Genomic DNA, 25,736 nt, shown 5'->3' on the forward strand with positions numbered 1-25,736 from the left:
AATTATTATCAAAAAATATTTTTATTTTATTTTGAATAAACAGGCAGTCCGAAAATAGTTTATGCAATAATGAAACACTAATTTTAGATATAGAATATTAAGTATAAACTCCATAAAGTATGATTGTTGTGTGCTAATGCGATAATCGCAATTTACTATCATGAAGAAAAATTGTTTTCACTGCGGGCTCGAAATCCCCGAGCATATACATTTACCCGTCATTTATGACAATGAAGAGCACGAAACATGCTGTATGGGTTGTCAGGCGGTGGCGCAAAGCATCATTGATGCCGGCTTGGGCAACTACTATAAACAGCGCACCGCCGATCCGGAAAAAGCCGCTTTGCCCGGGCAGGATATTTTGTCGCAACTCAAGCTCTATGATCTGCCTGAGGTGCAGGCCGAATTTGTCGAAGTGGGCGAGGGTGACGAGCGCGAAGCGGTGTTGATGCTGGGCGGCATTACTTGTGCGGCTTGTGTTTGGCTGATTGAGCAGCAATTGCTGCGCCTGCCTGGGGTAATACGCGTGGATTTGAATTACAGCACCCACCGCGCGCGCGTATCGTGGAATAACGGCCAAGTTGCGCTTTCCGATATTTTATTGCGCGTACAGTCAACCGGTTATACCGCGTCGCCTTATGATGCGCAAAAAGTGGAAGAATCGGCCAATAAAGAGCGCAAGCAATTTATCGTGCGCTTGGCGGTGGCGGGCATGTGTGCCATGCAGACCATGATGTTTGCTTTGCCGACTTATCTCTACGGCAACGACATCGAACCGCCGTATCTGCAAATTCTGCACTGGGGCGGGTTTTTAATGGTGTTGCCGGTGGTGTTTTATTGTGCCGTGCCGTTTTATAAAGGTGCGCTGCGTGATTTTAAAAACCGCCGCGCCGGTATGGATACGCCGGTTGCGATTGCGGTGTTGATGACGTTTGCCGCCGGTGTTTACAGCATGGTGCAAAGCACCGGCGAAGGCATGTATTTCGAATCGATTGCCATGCTGATGTTTTTCCTGCTCGGCGGCCGTTTTATGGAACAAATCGCGCGGCGGAAAGCCGGTGACGCGGCGGAACGCCTGGTAAAACTTGTGCCTGCGTTTTGCCACCGCCTGAAAGATTATCCGAATAGCGATGAAACCGAGGAAGCCGTGGTTGCCAAATTGCAGCGCGGCGAAATGATTGTGGCGAAGCCGGGCGAAGTGATTCCGGTCGACGGCACGGTATTATCGGGCGAAAGCGAAGTGAACGAAGCCATGCTTACCGGCGAGAGCATGCCCGTAGCTAAGCACGTTGGCGATAAAGTGATTGCCGGTACGCTCAATGCCGCCGGCCCGCTGATTATCCGCACCGATACCGTCGGCAGCGAAACGCGCTTGTCACACATCGTTAAACTGCTCGACCGCGCCTTGGCGCAAAAACCACGCGTGGCTGAGCTGGCCGAAAAATATGCATCTAATTTTGTTGCGGCCGAATTGATTTTGGCGGTTCCCGTATTTATCGGCTGGGCATTATACGCCGATGCACAAACCGCCTTGTGGATTACCGTGGCGCTGTTGGTGATTACCTGTCCGTGCGCCTTATCGCTGGCCACACCGACTGCGCTGGCGGCTTCCACCGGCGTGCTCGCCAAAGACGGCGTGTTGATTGGTGGCAAAAATGCCCTTGAAGCCTTGGGACAGATTGATGATGTGGTGTTCGACAAAACCGGCACACTTACGCGCGGCGAATTATCCGTCAGCCGCATCATCGCTTTAGGCCGTCTGAATAATGAAGATGGCTTAGCCATCGCACAAGCTTTGGAACAGCAATCCGAGCATCCGATTGCGCGCGCGATTTTGAATCACACGCCTGATAAAACGTGTTCGGACGGCCTGGATGTCGGCCAGCGGGTAAACCGGGTAGGCCACGGTGTCAGCGCGCAAATTACCTTTGGCGGACAAACACAAGTCTGGGCATTGGGGCGTGCCGGATTTGTCGCCGAAATCGCCGGCACATTGCCGCCGGGTGCCGACATCGAACACAACGGCAGCATGGTGTTTCTCGGCAACCAAAGCGGCTTTCAGACGGCCTTTTTACTGGAAGACGAAATCAAAGCCGGCGCGTCGGAAATGTTGGCCGGTTTGAAAGCCAAAGGCATCCGCCTGCATTTATTGAGCGGTGATAGAAAAGCTGCCGTCGCCCATGTTGCTCGAACCTTGGCTTTGGATGCTTATCAAGCCGAAGCCACGCCGGAAGATAAATTGAACTATGTCGAATCGCTGCAAAAACAAGGCCATAAAGTATTGATGGTAGGCGACGGCATCAACGACGCGCCTGTGTTGGCGCAGTCTGATGTATCCGTGGCGGTGGCCGGCGGCGCCGATGTGGCGCGCGACGGTGCCGATGTGGTGTTGCTCAACGACGATATACGCATCATGCCGCTGATGATCGAGCAAGCCCGGCGCACACGCCAAATCATTCAGCAAAACCTGACTTGGGCAACGGCTTACAACCTGATTGCCGTGCCGCTGGCGGTGTTGGGCTATGTCAAACCATGGATTGCCGCGCTGGGCATGAGCTTGAGTTCACTGCTGGTGTTGGGGAATGCGTTAAGGTTGTTGAAACGCAAGTAGTTTTGTAGCTCGATGGGGAATTGAAGGCCGTCTGAAATCTTTTTTAAAACTTTTTCCGACGGCCTTTAACTAACGGGTATCTGCATATAAAAAATGATTAAATTAACTTTAAGAAATACCTATATAATGAGAATTTTGAAGAATTTATCCCCGAAACTGCCGGTAACTTTCACCAATGGATAGATTTAGATGTCGGTATAGAAGGAGAGCTGGGGGTATCAATATTTTCAGCCTGTGTTTGTCCTCCTAAATGGATGGCACATAATGAATTACAGAAAAGAAGGTTTTTTTGGTCAAATGCGTTAATAATAGAAGAATTTAATTATGTAACCATCAAAAATCAAATCAACAAAATCTTGTTATACTCTTCAAAAGAGACTTGGGGTTTATCTTTATCAAATTTATTAAAATTTTCTCCTGATCGTTTGAAGATTATCATCCAAATTTGTAGAACTTGCCGTACGCTTGCCCAACAAGTCAATCGAAGGCCGTCTGAAAAATGGGTTTCAGACGGCCTTCGATTGACTGGCAGCTTTTTGCCATTAAATCACGCAGCCATTGGTGTGCCGGATTGCGGTGGGTGCGTTCGTGCCACACTAAGGCATTGCTGAATCCGGTAATATCGACCGGCGGCGTAAAATGGCTGATATCGGCGTGTTCGGCAATCAGGCGGTAAGGGATGAGGGCGCATAAATTGCTGTGGCGCACGATATCGGGCAGCACCAATGCGCTTTGCACCGATACGCGGCGGTTGAGGCCGAGGTCGTCTAGGACGCGGGCGGGCGTGTTGTTGTAGGCATTGTCTTCTGATGAAGCGGTAACATGCTGCAAGATGCGAAATGCAGTTAAATCGGGCTGGCGGTCTTGCTGCAAAATAGGGTGGCCTGTGCGCACGGCGCAGACGTAATGGTCGTCAAACAAGATGCGCACATGCAGATTGTCCGGCGCTTGTCCGGGCGTGGCCAGTACAAAATCGAGCTTGCCGCGTTCCAAATCTTCCTGCATGCTGCGCGGATTGAGTAAGGCAACGTTGATTTGAATGTTGGGCGCTTGGTGGTGCAGTATAGACAGTAAAGGCGTGATGATGGTGCACATGGCGTAATCGCTGGCGGCGATGTTGATTTTGAGTTCGGCACGGGCAGGGTCGAATTCGGGTTCGGTCAACAAGCCTTGGGCCTGATCGAGAATCTGCTTCACAGGAATGGCCAAACCCAAAGCACGGTCGGTGGGCAAAATACCGTGTTGGGTGCGGATAAACAGCGGGTCGTTGAAGCTGTCGCGCAGGCGGGTAAGCATTCCGCTCATGGCCGGTTGCGATATGGAAAGCTTCTCGGCGGCGCGGGTGACGTTGCGCTCGTCAAGCAGGGCGTTAAGGGCTTTGAGCAGGTTCAGGTCTAGGGTTTTGATGGTTTGCATGGCGTGGATAAAGGCCGTCTGAACGGGCAAAGTGGAATCGTGATTAAGGCCGTCTGAAAGAAATAGGCTGAGATTTTTACGCTACTCAATTTAAATTAGGAAATCTATGCTCGTCATTCCCGCTTGGGCAGGAATCCGGAACTTTAATTTTATATTTCTGAAACTGATAAATCCGGGTTCCCGCTCACGTCGGAATGACGGATTGCAGGTTTCTTAAAAATCTGCCGGTTTTGTGAAAGTCTCAGGTTTTCAGACGGCCTTTCATGAGGAAAAAAATTAGAAATAGCCTGCTTTTTTGCGCTCTTCCATCGCCGCTTCGGAAACGCGGTCGTCCATGCGGGTGGCGCTGCGCTCGGAAATGGTGGCGGAAGCGGTTTCGGCGATGATGTCTTCCGGTGTGGCGGCGGTACTGGCGACAGGGGCGGTGCAGGAAATGTCGCCGACGGTGCGGAAGCGTACGTCACGAATCACGGATACGTCGGCGTCGCGTTTCGGCGTGAGCGGGGTTACCGGAATCAGCAGGCCGTCGCGCTCGACCACTTCGCGTTTGTGGGTGTAGTAAATCGGCGGCAGGGCGAGTTTTTCGCGTGCGATGTATTGCCAGATGTCGAGTTCCGTCCAGTTGGAAATCGGGAACACGCGCATGTTTTCGCCTTGGAATAATCGGGTATTGTAAAGCGACCACAATTCAGGGCGTTGGTTTTTCGGATCCCATTGGCCGAATTCGTCTCGGAACGAGAAAATCCGCTCTTTCGCACGCGCTTTCTCTTCGTCACGGCGTGCGCCGCCCATCAGCGCGTCAAAACCCTGTTCTTCAATGGTTTCCACTAAGGTAATCGCTTGCGCGGCGTTGCGCGAATCGGTTTCCCGACGCAAAACGACCGTGCCTTTACGGATGGATTCTTCCACGCTGCCCACCACCAACTGTACACCCGTGCGCGCTACGGTTTCATCGCGGAACTGAATCACTTCGGGATAATTGTGGCCGGTATCGACATGCAGCAGTTTAAACGGCAATTTCAGCGGACGCCCCTCGATTTGAAACGCCTTTACCGCCAGCGACAGCAACACAACAGAATCTTTGCCGCCGGAAAACAGCAACGCTGGATTCTTGGCCTCGGCGATGACTTCGCGGATAATGTGGATGGATTCGGCTTCAAGCCAGTCGAGATGGTGGTTTTGGATAGACATGCGGTTTCTCTTTTGTGTAGTGCTTGATAGTGCATACTGTAAACAGACGGTCTGAAAAAGGGAAAGAATGGTTTGTTTGATATAAAGATGATTTTGTTATATTGCTGAAGTGGGTATTTCACGGCATCTTTGGCTTAAACACAAAAAGGCCGTCTGAAAACATAAGTTTCAGACGGCCTTTGTTCAAACCGAATCTTACAAATAAACAATCTCGCCGCTGCGGCCTTTACTTTCTTCGCTCGCCCACCAAATGAATTGCGGCAACACGTCTTCATAGGTTTTGCGTTCGCTTTGCGCTTCGCCGGGGTGGGATTTGATGCGTTGCGGCGAGTTAATCGGGCCCGGCACCAAGATATTGGCGCGCAGGTTGGGGAAGCGCTCCCATTCGTCGGCGATGACTTTGCCCAAGTAGTTGAGCGCGGCTTTGGAGGCGCCGAAGCCGCCCCAGTAGGCTTGCGGGGTTTCGCCGTGGCTTTCGCTGACGAACACGACTGAAGCATCCGGCGATTCTTTCAGCAAGGGCGAAAAGGCGCGGGTCAAACCCATCGGAGCGATGGTGTTGATGCGGAATTGCTTGATCCAATCCGGCACGGTTTGGAAATCTAATGGCGACAGAGCGTTGAAATAGCTGGCGCAATGCACGATGCCGTCAAGTTTGCCTTGGGTGGCTTCGGCTACGGTGGCGGCCAATTGGTCGAATTCTTTGTCTTCGGCGGTCAAGAGGTCAAAGCAGATGGCGTAAGGCTCGGCGTGGCCGGCTTCGACAATCGCGTCGTACACTTTTTCCAAACGCTTTTGGTGGCGCGCAATCAGAATCACGGTAGCGCCTGCAGCGGCATATGCCTTGGCCACTTGTTCGCCCAAACCTTGAGATGCGCCGGTTACGATGATGGTTTTATTGCTGAGTGTCGGCATCGGATATCCTTGTTTTCCGGTTGATGCCGCCGGAAAACTTCTTATACATGTAAATAAAAATGTTTTCAGACGGCCTTTTCTTTATATTATACAATATTGGTTTTCTATTTGGTTACATCAAGGAATACCTATGAAAAAAATCATCACTTTATTATTGAGTTCATTATTGAGCGTAAGCAGTTTCGCCGCTCCTGCCGTTTTCCCTGTTTCAACGTCTGTTAATCACGAAGCCAAGCTCTCTTCAACTATTTTATTGTGGATGCGTGCCGATAAACCACGCCAAGTGAGTATGGACAGATGGGCAGGGCCACACGCCAAAATTATTAGTGCCAATCCAAGTTTGAGCGAATACCGCCAATTACATTTTAAGGAAGTGAATACAGGGCTGTGGCCTGCGATAGAAGGCGTGCAAACCCAAATTCCTGCGGACAGAAAAATAGACGGCGTTGCCGATGTAACGTTAAAAAGCTATGATGCCATCGCCCTTGGCGAAAAACAAAGCCGACTGGCACAAGCCGATGAAATCAATTTATTTTCACGCACGCTGTTATATGCAGCTTCGCCTGATAACTCAAAATGGTATCAACTTAACGCACAACCGACACAAACACGCGTGATGGTGTTTATTCGCAAGCGTGATGGAATCAGTGAATCACTTTTCCAACAGTTTATCAACCAAGAACTTGCCCCAAGCCTGGCGAATTTAAATGCTAACGGTTTAACCGAACTTCGCAGCCACGTTTATGGCAAATACAATCAAGCCCAATGGGATTCGCCCAATGTGGCACACGACAATCCGCCGGAAGCACAATTTCAAGCGGCGTTAATTTTAGGTTTTCAAAGCCCTCAAGCGATGACTGAGTTTTTTGAAAGCGAGGCTCTTAAACCAATTTCACAACGCCTTGCTCAATTCAGCCAAGCAGTTCACGCCTATCAACTGGAAAAAACACTAATATTTATCGACAATGGAAAGCAAATGCCAGCACGCTAGTCTCTTGAAAAATAAGCAATAATCTGGGGCGTATTGTCAAAATGTATTTGCGGATTTTCTCACCAAAAGATGCCGGTGAGCACGGTTAAAGAATGTTAACAGTGTATCGCAGTTTGCTAACCTTTACAACAGGCTCAAGTGCCCGAGTTTGGCTTCGGCGCGTCGATAAGCAGCATGGGTTTCAATCCGCTGCACATAGGCCGCAATATTCGGCAAATCCAGCGCGCTGCGTGCAAGGGCGGCCTGCAGCGGAAAGCTCATCATTACGTCGGCGGCGGTGAGTGTGTCGCCCAAGAGCCAAGTTTGGTTTTTCAGACGGCCTTCGATAAAGGTCAAATGTAGTTTGAGTTGCGGCTGCAGGAAGCTTTCCTTTACGCCGCCGGTGATTTTGTGCGCAATCGGGCGTGCGAAAAACGGCATCGGTTTTTCATCAATCTTGCGGAACACGAGCGACATCACCAACAGCGGCATCAGCGAGCCTTCGGCATAGTGCAGCCAAAACAGGTAGTCGGGGTAAGCCGCGCTGTCTGTTGCCGGTTTGAGCGTGGAATCTTTACCGTAGCGGCTAATGAGATATTCCACGATCGCGCCGCTTTCGGGCAGCGTCAAATCACCGTCTTGCAGCAGCGGCGATTTGCCCAAAGGATGGATTTGGCGCAGGCTTTCCGGCGCGAGCTTGGTGGCTTCGTCGCGTGCAACGACATTGGCCTGATAATCGAGATTGAGCAATTCGAGCAGCCAAGCGATGCGGTAGGCGCGCGATTGGGTGAGGGCGTGGAGGGTAATCATGGGTGTCCTTTCAGACGGCATGGAGTAAAAATCAAAGATGATTCAATGCAAAGAAAGTGTTTGGGCGAAGATAATCAAATGTTTGCTCTGCGGAAAAACAGCGTATCGGAAAAACCGTCGTCAAAACGGCCGCTGTTTGTCCATTCTTGTAAGCAAAAATCCGCCGCGGCTGCGCCTGATTGAACCGCCGCTTCCAGCGTCGCCGGATAGCGCGGGTGCAGGTAGTCGCCGCAGGGGTAGATTTTGCAGTGATGCAGCCAAGCCAAATCAGGAAGGCGGCGATTGGCTGTGGCGGCGACGGTGGCGCGTTTTTCCGTAATCACGCGGTAGGCGGCCGGTTCGCCGATATCGGGACAAACGCGTTTGATATCGGCATGGATTTTGGCCGCCCATTCGTCTGTTTTTACCGCACCGACACGGTCGCACACGCTTACCACAGCGGCAATTTCCTGAGGCGGCAAACCGAGCGCACCGCGTGCAATCAGCCATTGCGCCGTGCCTTGGGCAAAGCCCGTCATCGCCGCAGGCAGCTTGAGCGGTTCGTTATAGCGCAGATACACGGTGGTAATCGGGCAATATTCGATATTTTGGTAGGCCGTCTGAATATAATCCGGCGTTTCAGACGGCAACAAGGCTGCGGCATGATAAGGCGCCACGGCCAAGATCGCCGCATCAAATGTCTCGCTGTTGACCGATACTTGGCCGTTAGGTAAGGTTTCCAAACGCGGCACGCGCGTTTCCATGTGAATGTCCGCGCCGCGTTCACGCAGGAAGGCCAAGGCAGGCTCGGCAATGATGTTGCCCAAATCCGTTTTCGGCAGCAGATAGTCGCTACCGGCCTTATCTGTCCACACGCCGTCTGAAAGCACGTTACACAAAATATTCAAACTTGCCTGCTCCAGCGGCGTATTGAGCGCGCCCCACACCAATGGCTGCCAGAACTGGGCAATCAGTTTGCGCGGCGTTTCGCGCTGATTCAGCCATGCGCCGACACTGGTGTCGGGCAGGTTTGATCGGTGGCGGCTTTGCAGCGCGCGCATATCGCGTAATAATTTGATTTTATAAGAAAACGAAAGATTTTTGCCTCGCAGTAAGCCAAACAAAATATGCCAAGGCGCAGGCAGGGAGGCCGTCTGAAAACGCAAACCGTCGTGCAGATACCATTGCAGCGGCAACCGCACAAACGCATTCTGCTCGCGCACACCGATTTGCTTCATCAAAGCCAACACACCGTGATACGCCCCAATCATAATGTGCTGGCCATTGTCCAAAAACGAAAAACCGCCCTTATCACCGCCAAACGAACGTGCCCGCCCGCCCGCCAGCTTGCCAGCTTCAAACAGCGCAACATCTGCACGGTGCACGAGCTTTACCGCCGCCGATAAACCGGCCCATCCGGCACCGATGACAGCAATTTTGGGTTTGGACTGTTGATTAGGAAACATGGTTTTTCTTTTTTGATTGGGGTTGGTGGAAGGGTTTAGACAGCCTGAAAACTCGGTGTCATGGGATTATAGCAATGATTAAAGAGTGTGGGTTGCGTAGCGCGGGGGAGCTTTGGTTGGTATGGTATTTCGAGAAAACCGATGCCGTCTGAAGAGTTCAGACGGCCTTGTATATTGCACTTCACGCAAGGGGGTGTAAATCTTCGTTAATGCCCATTGGCAGGTTTAACCGACTTTCAATAGGTCTGACCAGACGGCATGAAGCCCGAATTTAACGAGTTTTCAACATCTCACAAAAAATCATCAACCGCTTTGGAAATGAACGTACGTCAATTTATTAAAACATCCGGCCTTTTCCATTTGATCGAATCCTAAACCCAAACACCCAAGTTTTCAGCGCAATCCGTTTCTTTCTCGGTGAAGGAATGGCGATTTTGTATTTCAACACATTCTGTGCGCCGTCGCGTTCGATTTCGTTTAATAAGGCATAATAAATCGCAGCCATCACCAAGCCGACTTTTTGGTTTTTTTTGTCGGCGGCGGGCAATAGGGCGAGGGCTTGGCGGTAGGTGTCGCGCGCGCGTTGGATTTGAAAGCCCATAAGTTCGCCGAATTCGGGCGTGGGCTGATATTGCATGATGGCGGCGGCGGGTACGTTGAAGCGTTGCAGCTCTTCCATCGGCAGGTAGATGCGGCCGTTGCGGGCATCTTCGCCGACATCGCGGATGATGTTGGTCAGTTGCAGCGCCAAGCCCATTTGGTCGGCGTAATCAAGGGTTTGTGGGTTAGTAAAGCCTAAAATGCGGGCAATCAGGCAGCCGACTACACCGGCGGCGCGGCGGCAGTAAAGTTTGAGTTCCTCAAACGTGGCGTAGCGGGCTTGATCCAAATCCATCTGCATGCCGTCGATGAGTTCGACAAATTCGCTTTGCGGCAGATTGAAGGTGCGGGCAACGGGCTGTAAGGCTTGGTTGACCGGGTGTTCGGGCAGGCCGTCTGAAAAGGCGCGCGCCAAGTCGAGGCGCCACCAGTTGAGCGTGGTTTGGGCGATGTTTTTGTCGCTGCAATCATCGACTGCATCGTCGAGCTCGCGGCAAAAAGCGTATAACGCCGTCATTGCATCGCGCCTGTGTTCGGGCAGGAATTTGAAGCCCGATAAAAAGCTGGAACCGCTTTCGGCGGCTTTTTGGCGGCAGTATTCGATGGGTTGCACGGCGTGTCCTGTGGGTCGATTATGATGATTGTGACGGAATTGTATAGCGATTTGGGGTTGAACTGAAGGCCGTCTGAAAAAATTGTGTTTTTCAGACGGCCTGAGATTTTTGTCAAATTCAATTTGAATCAGGAGATGTATGCTTGTCATTCCCTCCCGGGCGGGAATCCGGAAATTAAAATTACCGTCGTAGCTCAATATTCCTGAAACCGGTAGGTCCGGACCCCGTCCGTGCGAGAATGACGGCTAAAGATTTCTGAAAATCTATGCGTTTTCCAAAGGTTCCGACCTTCGATACCGTGCAGGGCTGAAAAGCCCATTGAGATTGGCTATTATTCCCGACTAAACCACTCAACTATCGGCGTCAAATCTGTTAGAATACGGCCGATGACACAATAAAACCAAAAGGCACACCAACCATGGCACTTTTGCAAATTTCCGAACCCGGCATGTCTGCCGCACCGCATCAACACCGTTTGGCCGTGGGCATCGATCTCGGCACCACCAACAGCCTGGTCGCTACCGTGCGTAGCGGCAGCGCTGTTTGTCTGTCTGACGAGCACGGCCGCAAAACTTTTCCTTCTGTCGTGCGCTATTGCGAAGACGGCCGTGTGGAAGTCGGCGCGGATGCCCTGAAAGCGCAAAAAATCGATCCGATTAATACCATCAGTTCGGCCAAGCGTTTAATCGGCCGCACTTTGGCCGACTTATCGAAAGAAACGCATTACCTGCCTTACCGCTTCGGCAACAACGAACGCGTGATTGAATTGAACACGCGGCAGGGTGCGAAAACGCCGATTGAAGTGTCGGCGGAAATTCTGAAAGTTTTGAAAACGCACGCCGAAGAGAGCTTGGGCGGCGATTTGGTGGGGGCGGTGATTACTGTGCCGGCGTATTTTGACGATGCGCAACGCCAAGCCACTAAAGATGCGGCGCGTTTGGCCGGATTAAACGTGTTGCGTCTGCTCAACGAGCCGACCGCCGCGGCGATTGCCTACGGTTTGGACAACGGCTCGGAAGGCACGTTTGTGGTGTACGATTTGGGCGGCGGCACCTTTGATGTGTCAGTGTTGCAGTTGACCGAAGGTTTGTTCCAAGTGAAGGCCACGGGCGGCAATTCCGCTTTAGGCGGCGATGATTTCGACCATCGTTTGTTCTGCCATATTTTGGAACGCGCCGATTTGTCGAAACTCAATGAGCAAGACAGCCAATTATTGCTGGCCTTGACCCGCAAAGCCAAAGAAACCTTGACCACCGAAACCGGCGCGGCCGTGCAGGCCACGCTTTCAGACGGCCATAAGGTTGATGTGACCATTACGCGCCAAGAGTTTCATCAATTGACACAGCATTTGGTGCAAAAAACCATCGAACCGGTGAAGCAGGCATTGAAAGATGCAGGTGTGACCAAGACCGATATTAAGGGTGTGATTATGGTGGGCGGTTCGACGCGTATGCTGCACGTGCAGCAAGCGGTGGCAACCTTCTTCGGCCAAACACCATTGAATAATCTGAATCCTGATGAAGTGGTGGCGCTGGGCGCGGCGATGCAGGCCAATGTGTTGGCCGGCAATAAAACCGACGGCGAATGGCTGCTGCTCGATGTGACGCCTTTGTCGCTCGGTTTGGAAACCTACGGCGGCTTGGCGGAAAAAATCATTCCGCGCAACAGCACCTTGCCGGTGGCGCGCGCGCAAGAGTTCACCACGTTTAAAGACGGCCAAACCGCGATGACGATTCATGTGGTGCAGGGTGAACGCGAGCTGGTATCCGATTGCCGCAGCTTGGCAAAATTCACCTTGCGCGGCATTCCGCCGATGGTGGCCGGTGCGGCGCGTATCCGCGTGATTTTCCAAGTGGATGCCGATGGTTTGCTGTCTGTATCGGCGCAAGAGCAAACCGTCGGCGTAAGCGCGCAAATCGAAGTGAAGCCGTCTTACGGTTTGGACGACGATACCATCACGCAAATGCTGAAAGAAGGTATGAGTAACGCCGCCGACGATAAAGCCGCGCGTGCGCGCGCCGAAGCCACAGTCGAAGCCGAAAGCCTGATGGATGCCGTCAAGGCCGCGCTTGAGCTCGACAGCGATTTGCTTGAAGCTGAAGAGTTGGCCAAAATCGAAGCCGGCATCACCGCTTTGCAGGACCATGTGCAAAATGGCAGCGCCGATGAGATTCGCACCGCCGTGACTGCGTTGAGCCGCAGTACCGACGGTTTCGCCGCCAAGCGCATGAACCGCAACATCCGGCGCGCGCTGATGGGGCAGAGCGTGGACAATATTTAAGCAGTTTCAGACGGCCTTCTTTCTTCAAGGCCGTCTGAAAAAAGAAAGCCGATATGGAATCACTCAATCAAGATTTATACGAACGAATCAGCGCATTGTGCGATCAAGGCGATGAGTTGGCGGATGAAGGCCGGTTTGACGAAGCGGTTAAGCAATATAAAGAAGCATGGAGGCTGCTGCCCGAGCCGAAATCACAGTGGGAAGCAGCAACATGGATTTTGGCCGCGATGGGCGACACGCATTTTTTAAACGGCAAATACCGCCAAGCCGTAAAAAATTTGACCGAAGCATTGGCCTACATCAATGCGCTGGATAATCCGTTTATCTATCTGCGCTTAGGACAAAGCCGGTTTGAATTGGGCGAAGAAAAAGCCGCGCTCGAAGCCTTACAGACGGCCTATGACTTGGGCGATGAAGAATTGTGGGAAGGTGAAGATGAAAAATACCTGCAATTTTTGGCGGCCAAAGTGGATAGTATTGTCATATCCTGATATTTAGGCCGAGACTTTTGCAAAATTTGTAAATTCCTGAAATTTTTAAGCCGTCATTCCCGCGTAGACGGGAATGACGAGCATAGCTTTTTGACTCAAATTAGGGTTGCAAATATTTCAGGCCGTCTGAAAGATTACGAAAAAAATCATGCGCTTGTGGCAGAATCTTTAATTGGCCAATTGCCGTGCCGGCAGCTTTGGGCCCGATACCGTGAACGTGCTGCTTTGCGTGCGCAGGTTGGGGCGGCCGCATGCGACGGCGGATGATGTGTTTAGCCATCTGCCGTATAAGCTTTTTCAGTATCATGTGCTGATTATGCAGGAAATGTACCGGTGGTTATCGGCCTGATGAAGCGTGGTTCGACCCGCTGTATCGCGGCAAACCGAACCGCCTTATGCCGATCACACGCCATTGTCGGCCGGCAACCCAATTTATCTCCGAGCATGTGCGGATTATCTGCAAGAGTGCTTGGACAATTTAAAGCAAAAAGGCATCGTGTTACGCATGCCCGACACAAACCATTGACATCAACGAGAACATAAAAATGCCGAAAATTACCGTATTACCACACGCAACATTGTGCCCTGAAGGCGCGGTTATCGATAACGCACCGGAAGGCAAAACTGTATTGGACATTTTGTTGGATTACAACATCGAAGTCGATCATGCCTGTGAAAAATCCTGCGCCTGCACCACTTGTCACGTGATTATCCGCAAAGGTTTCGACAGTTTGGAAGAGCCGACTGAAATCGAAGAAGACTTGCTCGACCAAGCATGGGGCTTGGAAGCCGATTCGCGCTTGAGCTGCCAAGCGGTGGTGGCTGATGAGGATTTGGTGGTGGAAATTCCGAAATACACTATTAATCATGCGCGCGAAGATCATTGATTAACCAAAAGGCCGTCTGAAACCATCATTTGATTTCAGACGGCCTTGAGCACGAAATTGAATATACCAAAATTATTTCTGTTTATAACCGCCAAAGCTGAAACGGGAAACCTTAATGGACTGAGCTTTGGGCAGGTTTGCTTGCGCTGCGGCATAGTTTTCCGTTTTCGGTTGGGTGTTAATCCGGCTTAAACTCTTACCGAGTGACGAGATAATGCTTGGCGCTTCCGGTAGAGAATAAGCAGAAGATTCGTTGGGTAATTGGGCAAAGGCATTGTTTGCAGGGAGGGTGGAAAGCGCTGGTTCATCGGCTGTCAAACCAAAGCCATTAATCATTTGCAGCACAATGTCTTCGCAATAAGCTTGCTCAATGGCACCTTTTACTTTCACATTCGCCAATGATACCGATATTTGGCCGCAGCCGAGCACTTGTTCTGCAATGCGCCGATAGAGATTCCAGCGTTTCAAACGAATCACGGCCGAATTGGCATTCAGCGGAATCGGTTGCAGGCGCACTTGCCCTTGCTTGCTACCGCAATGGATGCGCAAAGTGACTTGGGTCAGGCCGTGTTGTTCGTCCAAGGTATGGTAGATATGGCGGATGAGCAGAATCAGACGGTCAAGCGGGTGTGCTTTGGCAAAATAATCAGGCTCTTTGGGCACGGAGCCGTAAACCAATTTAGACAGCTTGGCATTCAGCGCATTGTTCATCGGCGATTCCTTATTAATTACTGCTGGAAATAGAATTTAAGAGCATTTTGCGCTGATTTAGTTGCATGGCCGAATGTAAATTAGAGTATATTAGCCATTGCCGAACCTGATTTGACCGCGGCAATTGTTTGCTTTACATTAAAATGGTTTCAGACGGCCCAAGCCGCTACGCATCGAAAGGAAATACTCATGAAATGGACCGATACCCAACGCATCGCCGAAGAATTGTATGACGCACACGGCGACATCGACCCGAAAACCATCCGCTTTACCCGCTTGCGCGAATTGATTATGGCTTTGCCTGATTTTGATGACGAACCGGCACATTGCGGCGAGCGCATTCTCGAAGCCGTGCAACAGGCTTGGATTGAAGAAGCCGAATAATGGGTTTACAGGCTGTATGTTCGCGCTGCGCATGGTTTGGGCGGCGCGGCAGATTGCCAAAGAAGACACGCCGTCTGAAAAAATTGCAGACGGTGTGTTGGATGAAATGCCGCCGTTTTGCCGATGGCGCAGTGTTGCGCTGCAGCATGGAGCAGGATGAGGGCAATTTTGATGCCGCTGTTTGTTTGCCGTGTGAAATCAGCTGTCAGGTGTTGGCGCATCCCGGGCATGGCCGTATCACACCCGAGCGTAAACGCTTTACTGATTCGTGCCGCCATTGTTTTGGTTGAAAATGCAGAAGCAGGATTAAGATTGGATGACAGGCCGTCTGAAAGCTAATACTTTCAGACGGCCTATTTATTTTTGATGAACAAAATTCATATTTGATTATCGGTATTCCAAGTATTTTCTGCCGGATTGTTCTGGCTGGCCATGAACCTTTTGAACAGGCCGTCTGAAAAAGAAAACGCTCTTTTTCAGGCGGCCTTTTTCATATTTTTCTGAATTATAGTGAGTCCATTTTAAAATAGTACGGCGTTGGCTCGCCTAGCCGTATTATCTATACTGTCTTCGGCCCGCCGCCTTGTCCTATTTTAAAGTGAATCCACTATAAAAAGAATTATGAAAAGATAATTAAAGTGCTGATTTTCTATATTATTAAAATAATTCATGATTAATTTGAAAATTTTGAAATTGACTCATGGTAAAGAAGAAAATAAGATGGCGTTAACAGGAACACAGCACCATTGCACAAGAGGTAAAAGCATGAGTTACGCAAAAGAAATCAATGCACTGAACAACAGTTTGTGTGATTTAAAAGGCGATATCAACGTATCGTTTGAATTTTTCCCGCCGAAAAACGAGCAAATGGAAACCATGCTGTGGGATTCGATTCACCGCCTGAAAAAACTGCATCCCAAATTTGTTTCAGTGACCTATGGTGCCAATTCGGGCGAGCGCGACCGCACGCACGGCATCGTGAAAAACATCAAGCAGCAAACCGGCTTGGATGCTGCGCCGCATTTGACCGGCATTGATGCATCGCCTGAAGAATTGAAACAAATCGCGCAAGATTATTGGGACAGCGGTATCCGCCGCATTGTGGCGCTGCGCGGTGATGAACCGGCAGGTTATGCGAAAAAGCCTTTTTATGCCGAAGATTTAGTGAAAGTATTGCGCTCGGTGGCCGACTTCGATATTTCCGTGGCGGCTTATCCGGAAGTACACCCCGAAGCCAAATCGGCGCAGGCGGATTTGATTAATCTGAAGCGCAAAATCGATGCCGGTGCCAATCATGTGATTACCCAGTTTTTCTTTGATGTCGAAAGCTATCTGCGTTTCCGCGACCGCTGCGTGATGGTCGGTATTGACGCTGAAATCGTGCCGGGTATTTTGCCGGTAACCAATTTCAAGCAGTTGGGCAAGATGGCGCAAGTAACCAATGTTAAAATTCCGAACTGGCTGGCAAGAATGTACGACGGTTTGGACAACGACCAAGGCACCCGCAATCTGGTTGCCGCCAGCATTGCCATCGATATGGTGAAAGTGTTGTCGCGCGAGGGCGTGAAGGATTTCCATTTTTATACGCTCAACCGCAGCGAGCTGACTTATGCAATCTGCCATACTTTGGGCGTGCGTCCGATTAGTGCATCATAATGTTTTAAGTTTTAGATTTTAATTTTAATCATTTATCCAACAGGAGAGTCAATATGGCCACATTACATTTTTCAGGTTTCCCGCGTGTGGGTGCCTTCCGTGAATTGAAATTCGCCCAAGAAAAATACTGGCGCAAAGAAATCAGCGAACAAGAGCTGCTTGACGTTGCCAAAGATTTGCGTGAAAAAAACTGGAAACACCAAGCTGCGGCGGATGCCGATTTCGTGGCGGTTGCCGATTTCACTTTCTACGACCATATTTTGGATTTGCAAGTGGCTACCGGTGCGATTCCGGCACGTTTCGGCTTCGACAGCCAAAACCTGACTTTGGAACAATATTTCCAACTGGCACGCGGCAATAAAGACCAGTTCGCCATCGAAATGACCAAATGGTTCGACACCAACTATCACTATTTAGTACCCGAATTCCACGCCGATACCGAATTTAAAGCCAACGCTGCACACTATCTGCAACAATTGAAAGAAGCCCAAGCGTTGGGCTTGAAAGCCAAACCGACCATCGTCGGCCCGCTGACTTTCCTGTGGGTAGGTAAAGAAAAAGGCGCAGCCGCATTCAACCGTTTGGATTTGTTGCCGAAACTGCTGCCGGTTTATGTAGAGCTGCTGACTGAATTGGCGCAAGCCGGTGCCGAGTGGATTCAAATCGACGAGCCTGCTTTGGCGGTTGATTTGCCTAAAGAATGGGTTGCCGCTTACCAAGAAGTGTATGCCGAGTTGAGCAAAGTAAATGCCAAAATCCTGTTGAGCACGTACTTCGGTTCGGTTGCCGAACACGCCGCTTTGCTGAAATCCCTGCCGGTTGACGGTCTGCATATCGACCTGATTCGTGCGCCCGAACAATTGGCTGCATTTGCCGATTACGACAAAGTATTGTCTGCCGGTGTGATTGACGGCCGTAACATCTGGCGTGCCAACCTCAACCAAGTATTGGAAACCGTAGAGCCGCTGAAAGCCAAATTGGGCGACCGTTTGTGGATTTCCAGCTCATGCTCGCTGCTGCACACGCCTTACGATTTGTCGGTCGAAGAAAAACTGAAAGCCAACAAACCCGATTTGTACTCATGGTTGGCATTCACCCTGCAAAAAACCCAAGAGTTGCGTGTGTTGAAAACCGCATTGAACCAAGGTCGCGAAGCCGTTGCCGAAGAGTTGGCAGCCAGTCAGGCTGCTGCCGATTCCCGTGCCAACAGCAGCGAAATCCACCGTGCGGACGTTGCCAAACGTTTGGCAGACCTGCCTGCCGATGCCGACAAACGCAAATCACCGTTTGCCGACCGCATCAAAGCCCAACAGGCATGGTTGAACCTGCCGCTGCTGCCGACAACCAATATCGGTTCATTCCCGCAAACCACCGAAATCCGCCAAGCCCGTGCCGCCTTCAAAAAAGGCGAACTGTCTGCCGCCGATTACGAAGCTGCGATGAAAAAAGAAATCGCTTTGGTAGTTGAAGAGCAGGAAAAATTGGATTTGGACGTGTTGGTACACGGCGAAGCCGAGCGTAACGACATGGTGGAATACTTCGGCGAATTGCTGAGCGGCTTTGCCTTCACCCAATACGGTTGGGTACAAAGCTACGGTTCGCGTTGCGTGAAACCGCCTGTGATTTTCGGCGACGTAAGCCGTCCGAACGCCATGACCGTTGCTTGGTCAACCTATGCCCAAACCCTGACCAAACGTCCGATGAAAGGTATGCTGACCGGTCCGGTAACCATTCTGCAATGGTCTTTCGTGCGCAACGATATTCCACGTTCGACCGTGTGCAAACAAATCGCACTGGCGCTGAACGACGAAGTTTTGGATCTGGAAAAAGCCGGTATCAAAATTATCCAAATCGACGAACCGGCCATCCGTGAAGGTCTGCCGCTGAAACGTGCCGACTGGGACGCATATCTGGATTGGGCGGGCGAATCTTTCCGCCTGTCATCAACCGGTTGCGAAGACAGCACCCAAATCCACACCCATATGTGCTACTCAGAGTTCAACGACATTCTGCCTGCGATTGCCGCTATGGATGCCGACGTAATCACCATCGAAACTTCACGTTCCGATATGGAATTGCTGACAGCCTTCGGCGAGTTCAAATACCCGAACGACATCGGCCCGGGCGTGTACGACATTCACAGCCCGCGTGTACCGACCGAAGCAGAAGTCGAACACCTGCTGCGTAAAGCCATCGAAGTAGTGCCGGTAGAACGTCTGTGGGTGAACCCGGACTGCGGTCTGAAAACCCGTGGTTGGAAAGAAACCATCGAGCAGCTGCAAGTGATGATGAACGTTACCCAAAAACTGCGTGCCGAATTGGTTTGATTTTGAGCTGATTTTAATTAAGTAACAAAGGCCGTCTGAAAGAGGAAATCTTTCAGACGGCCTTTTTATAGTGAATCCACTATATATTTGGTTTGTTTAGCACAAAAAAAACGATGTCCCTTAAGGCCGAAGCTTTAAGGGACAGAGCGTTGCGGCACACCTTTCGGTGGCCTTATTGTAGCAACGTTTCTCATTTCGCAGTGCAACAATGGAGCTGATTCTACGTTGGGAAAATAGCTTTGTCAATAATAATTTAATTGCATAAAAATACCCGGATGAGGTATATTTATATTTAACATTTCTATACAAAGGGTTAACGATGATTACCGCAAGATTGAAACCGATGAATTATATTTTGGGCCTGGATATCGGCATTGCTTCAGTCGGTTGGGCTGTGATTGAAATTGATGAGCAGGAAATGCCGAAGCGTTTAATAGACGTGGGCGTGCGGGTATTTGAAAAGGCTGAAACGGCTAAAGAAGGGGAATCTTTAAATAAAGTCCGCCGTGAAGCGCGTAGTCAGAGACGTATTATCCGCCGCCGTGCTCATCGTTTGTTGCGCGCGCGACGGCTGTTAAAGCGCGAAGGGGTTTTGCAGGCGGAAGATTTTGATGAAGCAGGCTTGGTCATCGGCTTGCCCAATATGCCTTGGCAATTGCGCGTGGCTGCGCTTGATCGGAAATTGATGCCGAAAGAGTGGGCGGCGGTGTTGCTGCATATGATTAAACACCGGGGCTATCTATCGCAGCGGAAAAATGAGGAGCAAAAAGCGGCAAGCGAAGGCGATAAGGAAGCAGGTGCGTTGCTCAAAGGAGTAAAGGCCAATCATAACGCCTTAAAAGACAAAAAATTCCGTACACCTGCTGAATTGGCCGTGAAAAAATTCGAGCAGGAAACCGGTCATATCCGTAATCAGCGCGGTGATTATTCGCATACGTTTAACCGAAAAGATTTGCTCGCCGAATTGGATTTATTGTTTGAAAAACAAAAAGAATACGGCAACTCTCATGTTTCAGACGGCCTGAAAAAAGCAGTTGAAGATTTGCTGATGGTTCAACGGCCTGCTCTTTCCGGCAATGCGGTGCAGGAAATGTTGGGACATTGTACTTTTGAAACTGCTGAATATAAGGCCGCTAAAAATACTTACACCGCCGAGCGTTTTGTTTGGTTGACGAAGCTGAATAATTTGCGGATTTTGGAAAATGGCACAGAGCGGGCACTAACGGATAGCGAGCGCAGCCAACTGATTGATTTGCCGTATCAAAAATCTAAGTTGACTTATGTGCAAGTGCGTAAGAAATTGGAATTGAATGAAACCGCTTATTTTAAGGGGTTGCGGTATGGCAAAGACAATGCTGAAAATGGCATATTGATGGAAATGAAAGCCTATCATGCCATCAGCCGGGCTTTGGAAAAAGAAGGTTTGAAAGATAAGACATCGCCTTTGGTATACAGCCCTGAATTGCAAGATGAAATCGGAACGGCATTTTCACTGTATAAAACCGATGATGATATTCGAGACCGTTTGAACGGATTATTGCCGGAAGCAGAGTTAAATGCGCTGCTTTTTCATTTAAATTTCGAGAAATTTATTCAAATTTCGCTTAAAGCGTTGCGTAAAGTTCTGCCATTGATGGAGCAAGGGCAGCGTTATGATGAGGCTTGTCGGTCGGTTTACGGTGATCATTATGGTCAGAAAGAAAAGCGTGAAGAAATGTATTTGCCGCCGATTCCGGCTGACCAAATTCGTAATCCGGTAGTGTTGCGCGCCTTGTCGCAGGCACGAAAAATCATTAATGCCGTGGTGCGCAGATATGGATCGCCAATGAGGATTCATATCGAGACAGCGCGTGAAGTCGGTAAATCTTATAAAGACCGCAAAGATATTGAAAAACGCCAAGAAGAAAACCGCCGTGATAGAGAAAGAGCGGTGGCGGAGTTTAAAAAACGTTTCCCAAATTTTGCCGGTGAACCCAAAGCCAAAGATATTTTGAAAATGCGTTTGTATGAGCAGCAGCATGGGCAATGCTTGTATTCAGGTAAAAAAATTGATTTAGACCGTCTGAATGAGAAAGGCTATGTCGAAATTGACCATGCGTTGCCATTTTCACGAACATGGGATGACAGCTTTAATAATAAAGTGCTGGTATTGGGCAGTGAAAACCAAAATAAGGGCAATCAAACGCCATACGAATATTTTGATGGCAAGGAAAATAGCCGTGAATGGCGGGGATTTGTTGCGCGTGTACAAACCTGCCGTTTTCCATACAGTAAAAAACAAAGAATTTTGCTACAAAAAATTGATGAAGAAGGTTTTAGAGAACGCAATCTTAACGATACCCGCTATGTGAATCGTTTCCTGTGTGAATTTGTAGCCGATAATATGATGTTGAAAGGCAAAGGCAAGCGTCGCGTGTTTGCCTCTAATGGCCAAATTACCAATCTTCTACGCGGCTTCTGGGGTTTGCATAAAGTACGTTCCGATAATGACCGCCATCATGCCTTGGATGCCGTTGTGGTGGCTTGTTCAACGGCTGCTATGCAGCAGAAAATCACCAATTATGTGCGTTATCGTGAAATGAATGCATTTAATGGTGAGATGATTGATAAAACAACCGGTGAAGTAACACGATTAAGTTTTCCGCAGCCTTGGGATTTCTTCCGCCAAGAAGTAATGATTCGTGTATTTGGCCGTCCGGAAGGTGACCCGCAATTTGAGATAGCTGATACGGCAGAGGATTTAAAAGCTTTGTTGGCAGATAAATTGTCTTCACGGCCTGATGCAGTACATGAATATGTGACACCGCTGTTTGTTTCTCGTGCGCCAAATAGGAAGATGAGCGGGCAGGGGCACTTGGAAACCATTAAATCGTCTAAACGTTTAGCTGAAGGTATCAGTGTCTTACGTGTGCCTTTAATGCAGTTAAAACTTTCGGATTTAGAGAGAATGGTCAACCGCGACCGTGAACCTAAAGTATATGAAGCTCTGAAAGCGCGTTTGGAAAACTATGGAAATGACCCTGCTAAAGCCTTTGCAGAGCCATTTTACAAATTAGATAAAAATGGTCTTCCTACCCAGCAAGTTAAAGCTGTGCGTGTCGAGCAAGTGCAAAAATCAGGGGTGCTTGTACGAGAAGAAAACGGCGTAGCTGATAATGCCACAATGGTCAGAGTAGATGTATTTGAGAAAGGTGGCAAATATTTCTTAGTACCTATTTATAGCTGGCAGGTTGCCAAAGGAATTTTGCCGGATAGGGCGATTGTGGCTTTAAAAGATGAGTCAGAGTGGGAAAAAGTTGATGACAGCTTTACTTATCAGTTCACGCTTTATGCTAATGATTTAATCAAGATAGGATTAAAAAAGGGTACATTCTTTGGTTATTACATTGGTCTTGATAGAACAACTGGTGCTATTGCGATTAGAGAGCATGATCTAGACAAAAGTAAAGGAAAAGACGGTATTTACCGTATCGGTGTCAAGACGGCTCTTTCGTTCCAAAAGCTTCAAGTAGATGAGCTTGGCAAAGACATTACCCCATGTCGTCCTAAAAAACGTCCACCGGTTCGTTAATTTATTTATTCCCTGTTTCAGGCCGTCTGAAACAGGGATTTTTCGTCTTTAATGATAGGTTTAGGGGATTATCATGACTTGGAGGAGCTTACTCATTCAAAACAGCAGCAAGTTATCTTTGCAACGTAAACAACTTAATATCCAACAAGAAGGAGAAAGTTATACCGTACCTTTAGAAGACATTGCCATCATCGTGGTTGAAAACCGTGAAACAGTGATTACCACGCCGCTATTATCGGCCTTGGCAGAAAATGGCGTAACTCTGCTGACCTGTGACGAACAGTTTTTGCCTTGCGGGCAATGGTTGCCATTTTCGCAATATCACCGCCAACTGAAAACCTTGAAACTGCAAATACATGCGGGCGAGCCGATTAAAAAGCAGCTTTGGCAAAAAATTGTGAAACAAAAAATTCTCAATCAGGCTTTTTGTGTGGATGAAACCGGGAACGATATTGCAGCTAAACGTTTGCGTATATTGGCTTCTGAAGTGAAATCAGGAGACAACGGCAATCGGGAAGCACAAGCAGCAGCATTATATTTTCAGGTACTGTTTGGCGAACGGTTTACCCGCACAGAAGACAATCAAATCAATGCGCATTTAAATTATGCCTATGCCGTATTGCGTGCAGCAGTCGCACGCAGCCTAACCTTATATGGATGGTTGCCTGCATTGGGTTTATTCCACAAAAGCGAGCTAAATCCTTTTAATTTAGCTGATGATTTTATCGAACCGCTTCGTCCACTAGTTGATTTAATGGTGACTCAATTAAAAGAAAAAGGCCGTCTGAAAGAACAATTAGACACAATGGCAAAGCAGCAGCTTATCAGCGTGTTGCACCATCAAATGATGATTGAGAAGCAAAGTTTCAGCACATTAGCAGCCATTGATAAAATGATTTCATCGTTTCAGACGGCCTTGAGTCAAAAAAATGCTCGTTTTTTGAAATTACCTGAGTTACAAACATTAAAGGCATATCAATATGAGTGAGGCGAAATTTATGAGAATTATCGTTTTTTTCGATTTGCCGGTTACCACTGCAGCCAAGCGAAAAGTGGCCAACCAATTCCGACATTTTTTGCTCAAAGATGGTTACCAAATGCTGCAATTATCCGTTTACAGCCGAATTGTAAAAGGTAGAGATTCGTTGCAAAAATACCACAATAGGTTGTGTGCGAACTTGCCTGAAGAAGGTTCTGTACGCTGTTTAGAGGTGACAGAAAAGCAATTTGCCGGTATGAAATTGCTTTTGGGAGAGTTAAAAGTACAAGAAAAAAAGGTCAATGCAGACCAATTATTGTTGTTTTAAGAAGATTTTAAATTAGAAAAACCAAGCGGAAAGTCTTATCAAATAAGGCTTTTCGCTTGGTTTAATTGTAGCACTGCGAAATGAGAAAGGGAGCTACAACAATGCGGTCAGAGCAGTTAAAAATACTGTTATTGTAGCACTGCGAAATGAGAAAGGGAGCTACAACCGAAGAATGCATCGTATAAACCTTTTACATATTGTAGCACTGCGAAATGAGAAAGGGAGCTACAACCTGCTGGCTGATGGGTACTGCTGATGTACTATTGTAGCACTGCGAAATGAGAAAGGGAGCTACAACGCGAAAGGTCCGAATAGGTAAATCTGATTGATTGTAGCACTGCGAAATGAGAAAGGGAGCTACAACTGAAGCCTTAATAGGTATAAGCATAGCAGCATTGTAGCACTGCGAAATGAGAAAGGGAGCTACAACATATCCCCATTCACTTCAGGAATGCCGTCTATTGTAGCACTGCGAAATGAGAAAGGGAGCTACAACCTATCTAGGGCAAAAAGCCCGAATTCATAAATTGTAGCACTGCGAAATGAGAAAGGGAGCTACAACTCGGTGAGTCCGCCCAAATGCTGCTTGAAAATTGTAGCACTGCGAAATGAGAAAGGGAGCTACAACGGATAATCTTTCTGTAACCGCCGTTGTCGGATTGTAGCACTGCGAAATGAGAAAGGGAGCTACAACTTGACAGGACAGATGTTGCGTTGATAGCTAATTGTAGCACTGCGAAATGAGAAAGGGAGCTACAACCGTGGCATACGCTCGGGGTTAATCAGTTTAATTGTAGCACTGCGAAATGAGAAAGGGAGCTACAACCCTACAAGCAATACTGTAAGACAGACACCGATTGTAGCACTGCGAAATGAGAAAGGGAGCTACAACCAACTTCAGGTGCTGCTTTGCGGCATTTGAATTGTAGCACTGCGAAATGAGAAAGGGAGCTACAACTACATTAATGCCGCCGTTGACGGTAATTTGATTGTAGCACTGCGAAATGAGAAAGGGAGCTACAACTTTTGAATCGGCTGAACGGGAATTGAAGCAATTGTAGCACTGCGAAATGAGAAAGGGAGCTACAACGATGATTATTAAAGAGCGTAAGCAAGACGAATTGTAGCACTGCGAAATGAGAAAGGGAGCTACAACTCGGCACATTCGCCTTTGTAACATCCTTGAATTGTAGCACTGCGAAATGAGAAAGGGAGCTACAACAAAACGGCCAAAGTAAAAAAACTGTGTCTCATTGTAGCACTGCGAAATGAGAAAGGGAGCTACAACTGTGTCCTATGCCGCCCGGAAATGGCACAAATTGTAGCACTGCGAAATGAGAAAGGGAGCTACAACCAAAACAATTCAAAGGCGAAATCGATGGTAATTGTAGCACTGCGAAATGAGAAAGGGAGCTACAACAAGAACTTTCTCGATACCTAGACCACCTGAATTGTAGCACTGCGAAATGAGAAAGGGAGCTACAACATCGCCCGGCTGCTTCGGCCAATCCTGATAATTGTAGCACTGCGAAATGAGAAAGGGAGCTAC

General features: G+C 48.9%; 19 protein-coding genes, 1 pseudogene and 1 CRISPR repeat array (1 of these 21 cut by a window edge). Of the genes and pseudogenes, 13 read left to right on the forward strand and 7 right to left on the reverse strand.

The window, feature by feature from the left end; all coding sequences use genetic code 11:
* Positions 1-160: 160 nt before the first annotated feature.
* Together H4O27_RS04215 and H4O27_RS13315 are read left to right on the forward strand one after the other, a co-directional pair.
* Positions 161-2,611 carry a heavy metal translocating P-type ATPase gene (locus H4O27_RS04215; protein ID WP_165009031.1) on the forward strand — a complete coding sequence of 817 codons (2,451 nt, stop codon included), beginning with the start codon at positions 161-163 and terminating at the stop codon, positions 2,609-2,611.
* A gap of 179 nt (positions 2,612-2,790) precedes the next feature.
* Positions 2,791-2,964 (forward strand): annotated as a pseudogene (locus H4O27_RS13315) (Imm8 family immunity protein); the annotation flags it as partial.
* 124 nt (positions 2,965-3,088) lie between these two features.
* Here the strand turns inward: H4O27_RS13315 and H4O27_RS04225 are convergent.
* The 3 genes from H4O27_RS04225 to H4O27_RS04235 all read right to left on the reverse strand — a co-directional run bounded on the left by H4O27_RS04225 (position 3,089) and on the right by H4O27_RS04235 (position 6,133).
* The gene (locus H4O27_RS04225; RefSeq protein ID WP_206224753.1) at positions 3,089-4,057 is read right to left on the reverse strand and encodes a LysR family transcriptional regulator; all 969 of its coding nucleotides are present in this window, start codon (positions 4,055-4,057) and stop codon (positions 3,089-3,091) included.
* A gap of 246 nt (positions 4,058-4,303) precedes the next feature.
* Entirely contained in the window at positions 4,304-5,299 is a 996-nt protein-coding gene (gene cysD, locus H4O27_RS04230) for a sulfate adenylyltransferase subunit CysD (protein ID WP_371870281.1), read from the reverse strand.
* Between the two features lie 114 nt (positions 5,300-5,413).
* Positions 5,414-6,133, reverse strand: a complete 720-nt coding sequence (locus H4O27_RS04235) for an SDR family oxidoreductase (RefSeq protein WP_165009027.1) — start codon at positions 6,131-6,133, stop codon at positions 5,414-5,416.
* A 130-nt stretch (positions 6,134-6,263) separates the two neighbouring features.
* Here H4O27_RS04235 and H4O27_RS04240 point away from each other — a divergent pair, with 130 nt between their 5' ends.
* On the forward strand, positions 6,264-7,124 hold the full coding sequence (locus H4O27_RS04240; RefSeq protein ID WP_165009025.1) for a strictosidine synthase: 861 nt from the start codon (positions 6,264-6,266) through the stop codon (positions 7,122-7,124).
* Positions 7,125-7,247: 123 nt separating this feature from the next.
* Here H4O27_RS04240 and H4O27_RS04245 read toward each other — a convergent pair whose 3' ends face one another.
* The 3 genes from H4O27_RS04245 to hpnD all read right to left on the reverse strand — a co-directional run bounded on the left by H4O27_RS04245 (position 7,248) and on the right by hpnD (position 10,571).
* A complete protein-coding gene (locus H4O27_RS04245; protein ID WP_165009023.1) occupies positions 7,248-7,913 on the reverse strand; it encodes a glutathione S-transferase in 666 nt (221 codons plus the stop codon).
* Between the two features lie 74 nt (positions 7,914-7,987).
* Positions 7,988-9,358, reverse strand: coding sequence for a hydroxysqualene dehydroxylase HpnE (gene hpnE / locus H4O27_RS04250; RefSeq protein ID WP_165009021.1), 1,371 nt, complete (start codon positions 9,356-9,358; stop codon positions 7,988-7,990).
* A 337-nt stretch (positions 9,359-9,695) separates the two neighbouring features.
* Complete coding sequence (hpnD, locus tag H4O27_RS04255; protein ID WP_165009018.1) at positions 9,696-10,571, reverse strand: presqualene diphosphate synthase HpnD; 876 nt, start codon at positions 10,569-10,571, stop codon at positions 9,696-9,698.
* 419 nt (positions 10,572-10,990) lie between these two features.
* Here hpnD and hscA point away from each other — a divergent pair, with 419 nt between their 5' ends.
* The 3 genes from hscA (at position 10,991) to fdx (ending at position 14,231) form a co-directional block, all read left to right on the forward strand.
* Positions 10,991-12,853: a Fe-S protein assembly chaperone HscA gene (gene hscA, locus H4O27_RS04260; RefSeq protein ID WP_165009016.1), complete on the forward strand. Its 1,863-nt coding sequence runs from the start codon at positions 10,991-10,993 to the stop codon at positions 12,851-12,853.
* A 53-nt stretch (positions 12,854-12,906) separates the two neighbouring features.
* Positions 12,907-13,344, forward strand: a complete 438-nt coding sequence (locus H4O27_RS04265) for a tetratricopeptide repeat protein (protein ID WP_165009014.1) — start codon at positions 12,907-12,909, stop codon at positions 13,342-13,344.
* Between the two features lie 545 nt (positions 13,345-13,889).
* Positions 13,890-14,231, forward strand: coding sequence for an ISC system 2Fe-2S type ferredoxin (gene fdx, locus H4O27_RS04270; RefSeq protein ID WP_165009012.1), 342 nt, complete (start codon positions 13,890-13,892; stop codon positions 14,229-14,231).
* Between the two features lie 72 nt (positions 14,232-14,303).
* On the opposite strand, the gene H4O27_RS04275 is transcribed toward fdx, so the two are convergent.
* Positions 14,304-14,942, reverse strand: coding sequence for a hypothetical protein (locus H4O27_RS04275; protein WP_165009010.1), 639 nt, complete (start codon positions 14,940-14,942; stop codon positions 14,304-14,306).
* Between the two features lie 189 nt (positions 14,943-15,131).
* Between H4O27_RS04275 and iscX the strand changes: the two genes are divergently transcribed.
* From iscX to cas2, 7 genes are all read left to right on the forward strand, one after another.
* Complete coding sequence (iscX, locus tag H4O27_RS04280; RefSeq protein WP_165009008.1) at positions 15,132-15,326, forward strand: Fe-S cluster assembly protein IscX; 195 nt, start codon at positions 15,132-15,134, stop codon at positions 15,324-15,326.
* A gap of 16 nt (positions 15,327-15,342) precedes the next feature.
* Positions 15,343-15,486 carry a hypothetical protein gene (locus H4O27_RS04285; protein ID WP_165009006.1) on the forward strand — a complete coding sequence of 48 codons (144 nt, stop codon included), beginning with the start codon at positions 15,343-15,345 and terminating at the stop codon, positions 15,484-15,486.
* Between the two features lie 605 nt (positions 15,487-16,091).
* Positions 16,092-16,982 carry a methylenetetrahydrofolate reductase gene (metF, locus tag H4O27_RS04290; RefSeq protein ID WP_165009004.1) on the forward strand — a complete coding sequence of 297 codons (891 nt, stop codon included), beginning with the start codon at positions 16,092-16,094 and terminating at the stop codon, positions 16,980-16,982.
* A 53-nt stretch (positions 16,983-17,035) separates the two neighbouring features.
* On the forward strand, positions 17,036-19,309 hold the full coding sequence (gene metE / locus H4O27_RS04295; RefSeq protein WP_165009002.1) for a 5-methyltetrahydropteroyltriglutamate--homocysteine S-methyltransferase: 2,274 nt from the start codon (positions 17,036-17,038) through the stop codon (positions 19,307-19,309).
* 319 nt (positions 19,310-19,628) lie between these two features.
* Complete coding sequence (gene cas9 / locus H4O27_RS04300; protein WP_165009000.1) at positions 19,629-22,880, forward strand: type II CRISPR RNA-guided endonuclease Cas9; 3,252 nt, start codon at positions 19,629-19,631, stop codon at positions 22,878-22,880.
* Positions 22,881-22,953: 73 nt separating this feature from the next.
* Positions 22,954-23,868 carry a type II CRISPR-associated endonuclease Cas1 gene (gene cas1 / locus H4O27_RS04305; RefSeq protein ID WP_165008998.1) on the forward strand — a complete coding sequence of 305 codons (915 nt, stop codon included), beginning with the start codon at positions 22,954-22,956 and terminating at the stop codon, positions 23,866-23,868.
* Positions 23,861-24,187: a CRISPR-associated endonuclease Cas2 gene (cas2, locus tag H4O27_RS04310; RefSeq protein ID WP_165008996.1), complete on the forward strand. Its 327-nt coding sequence runs from the start codon at positions 23,861-23,863 to the stop codon at positions 24,185-24,187. The genes cas1 and cas2 overlap by 8 nt, the downstream gene beginning before the upstream one ends.
* A 64-nt stretch (positions 24,188-24,251) precedes the next feature.
* Positions 24,252-25,736: a CRISPR direct-repeat array (repeat unit 36 nt; unit sequence ATTGTAGCACTGCGAAATGAGAAAGGGAGCTACAAC); it runs 597 nt beyond the window's last position.

Origin of the sequence: Neisseria yangbaofengii (genome assembly GCF_014898075.1) — a bacterium.
Lineage (GTDB): Bacteria > Pseudomonadota > Gammaproteobacteria > Burkholderiales > Neisseriaceae > Neisseria > Neisseria yangbaofengii.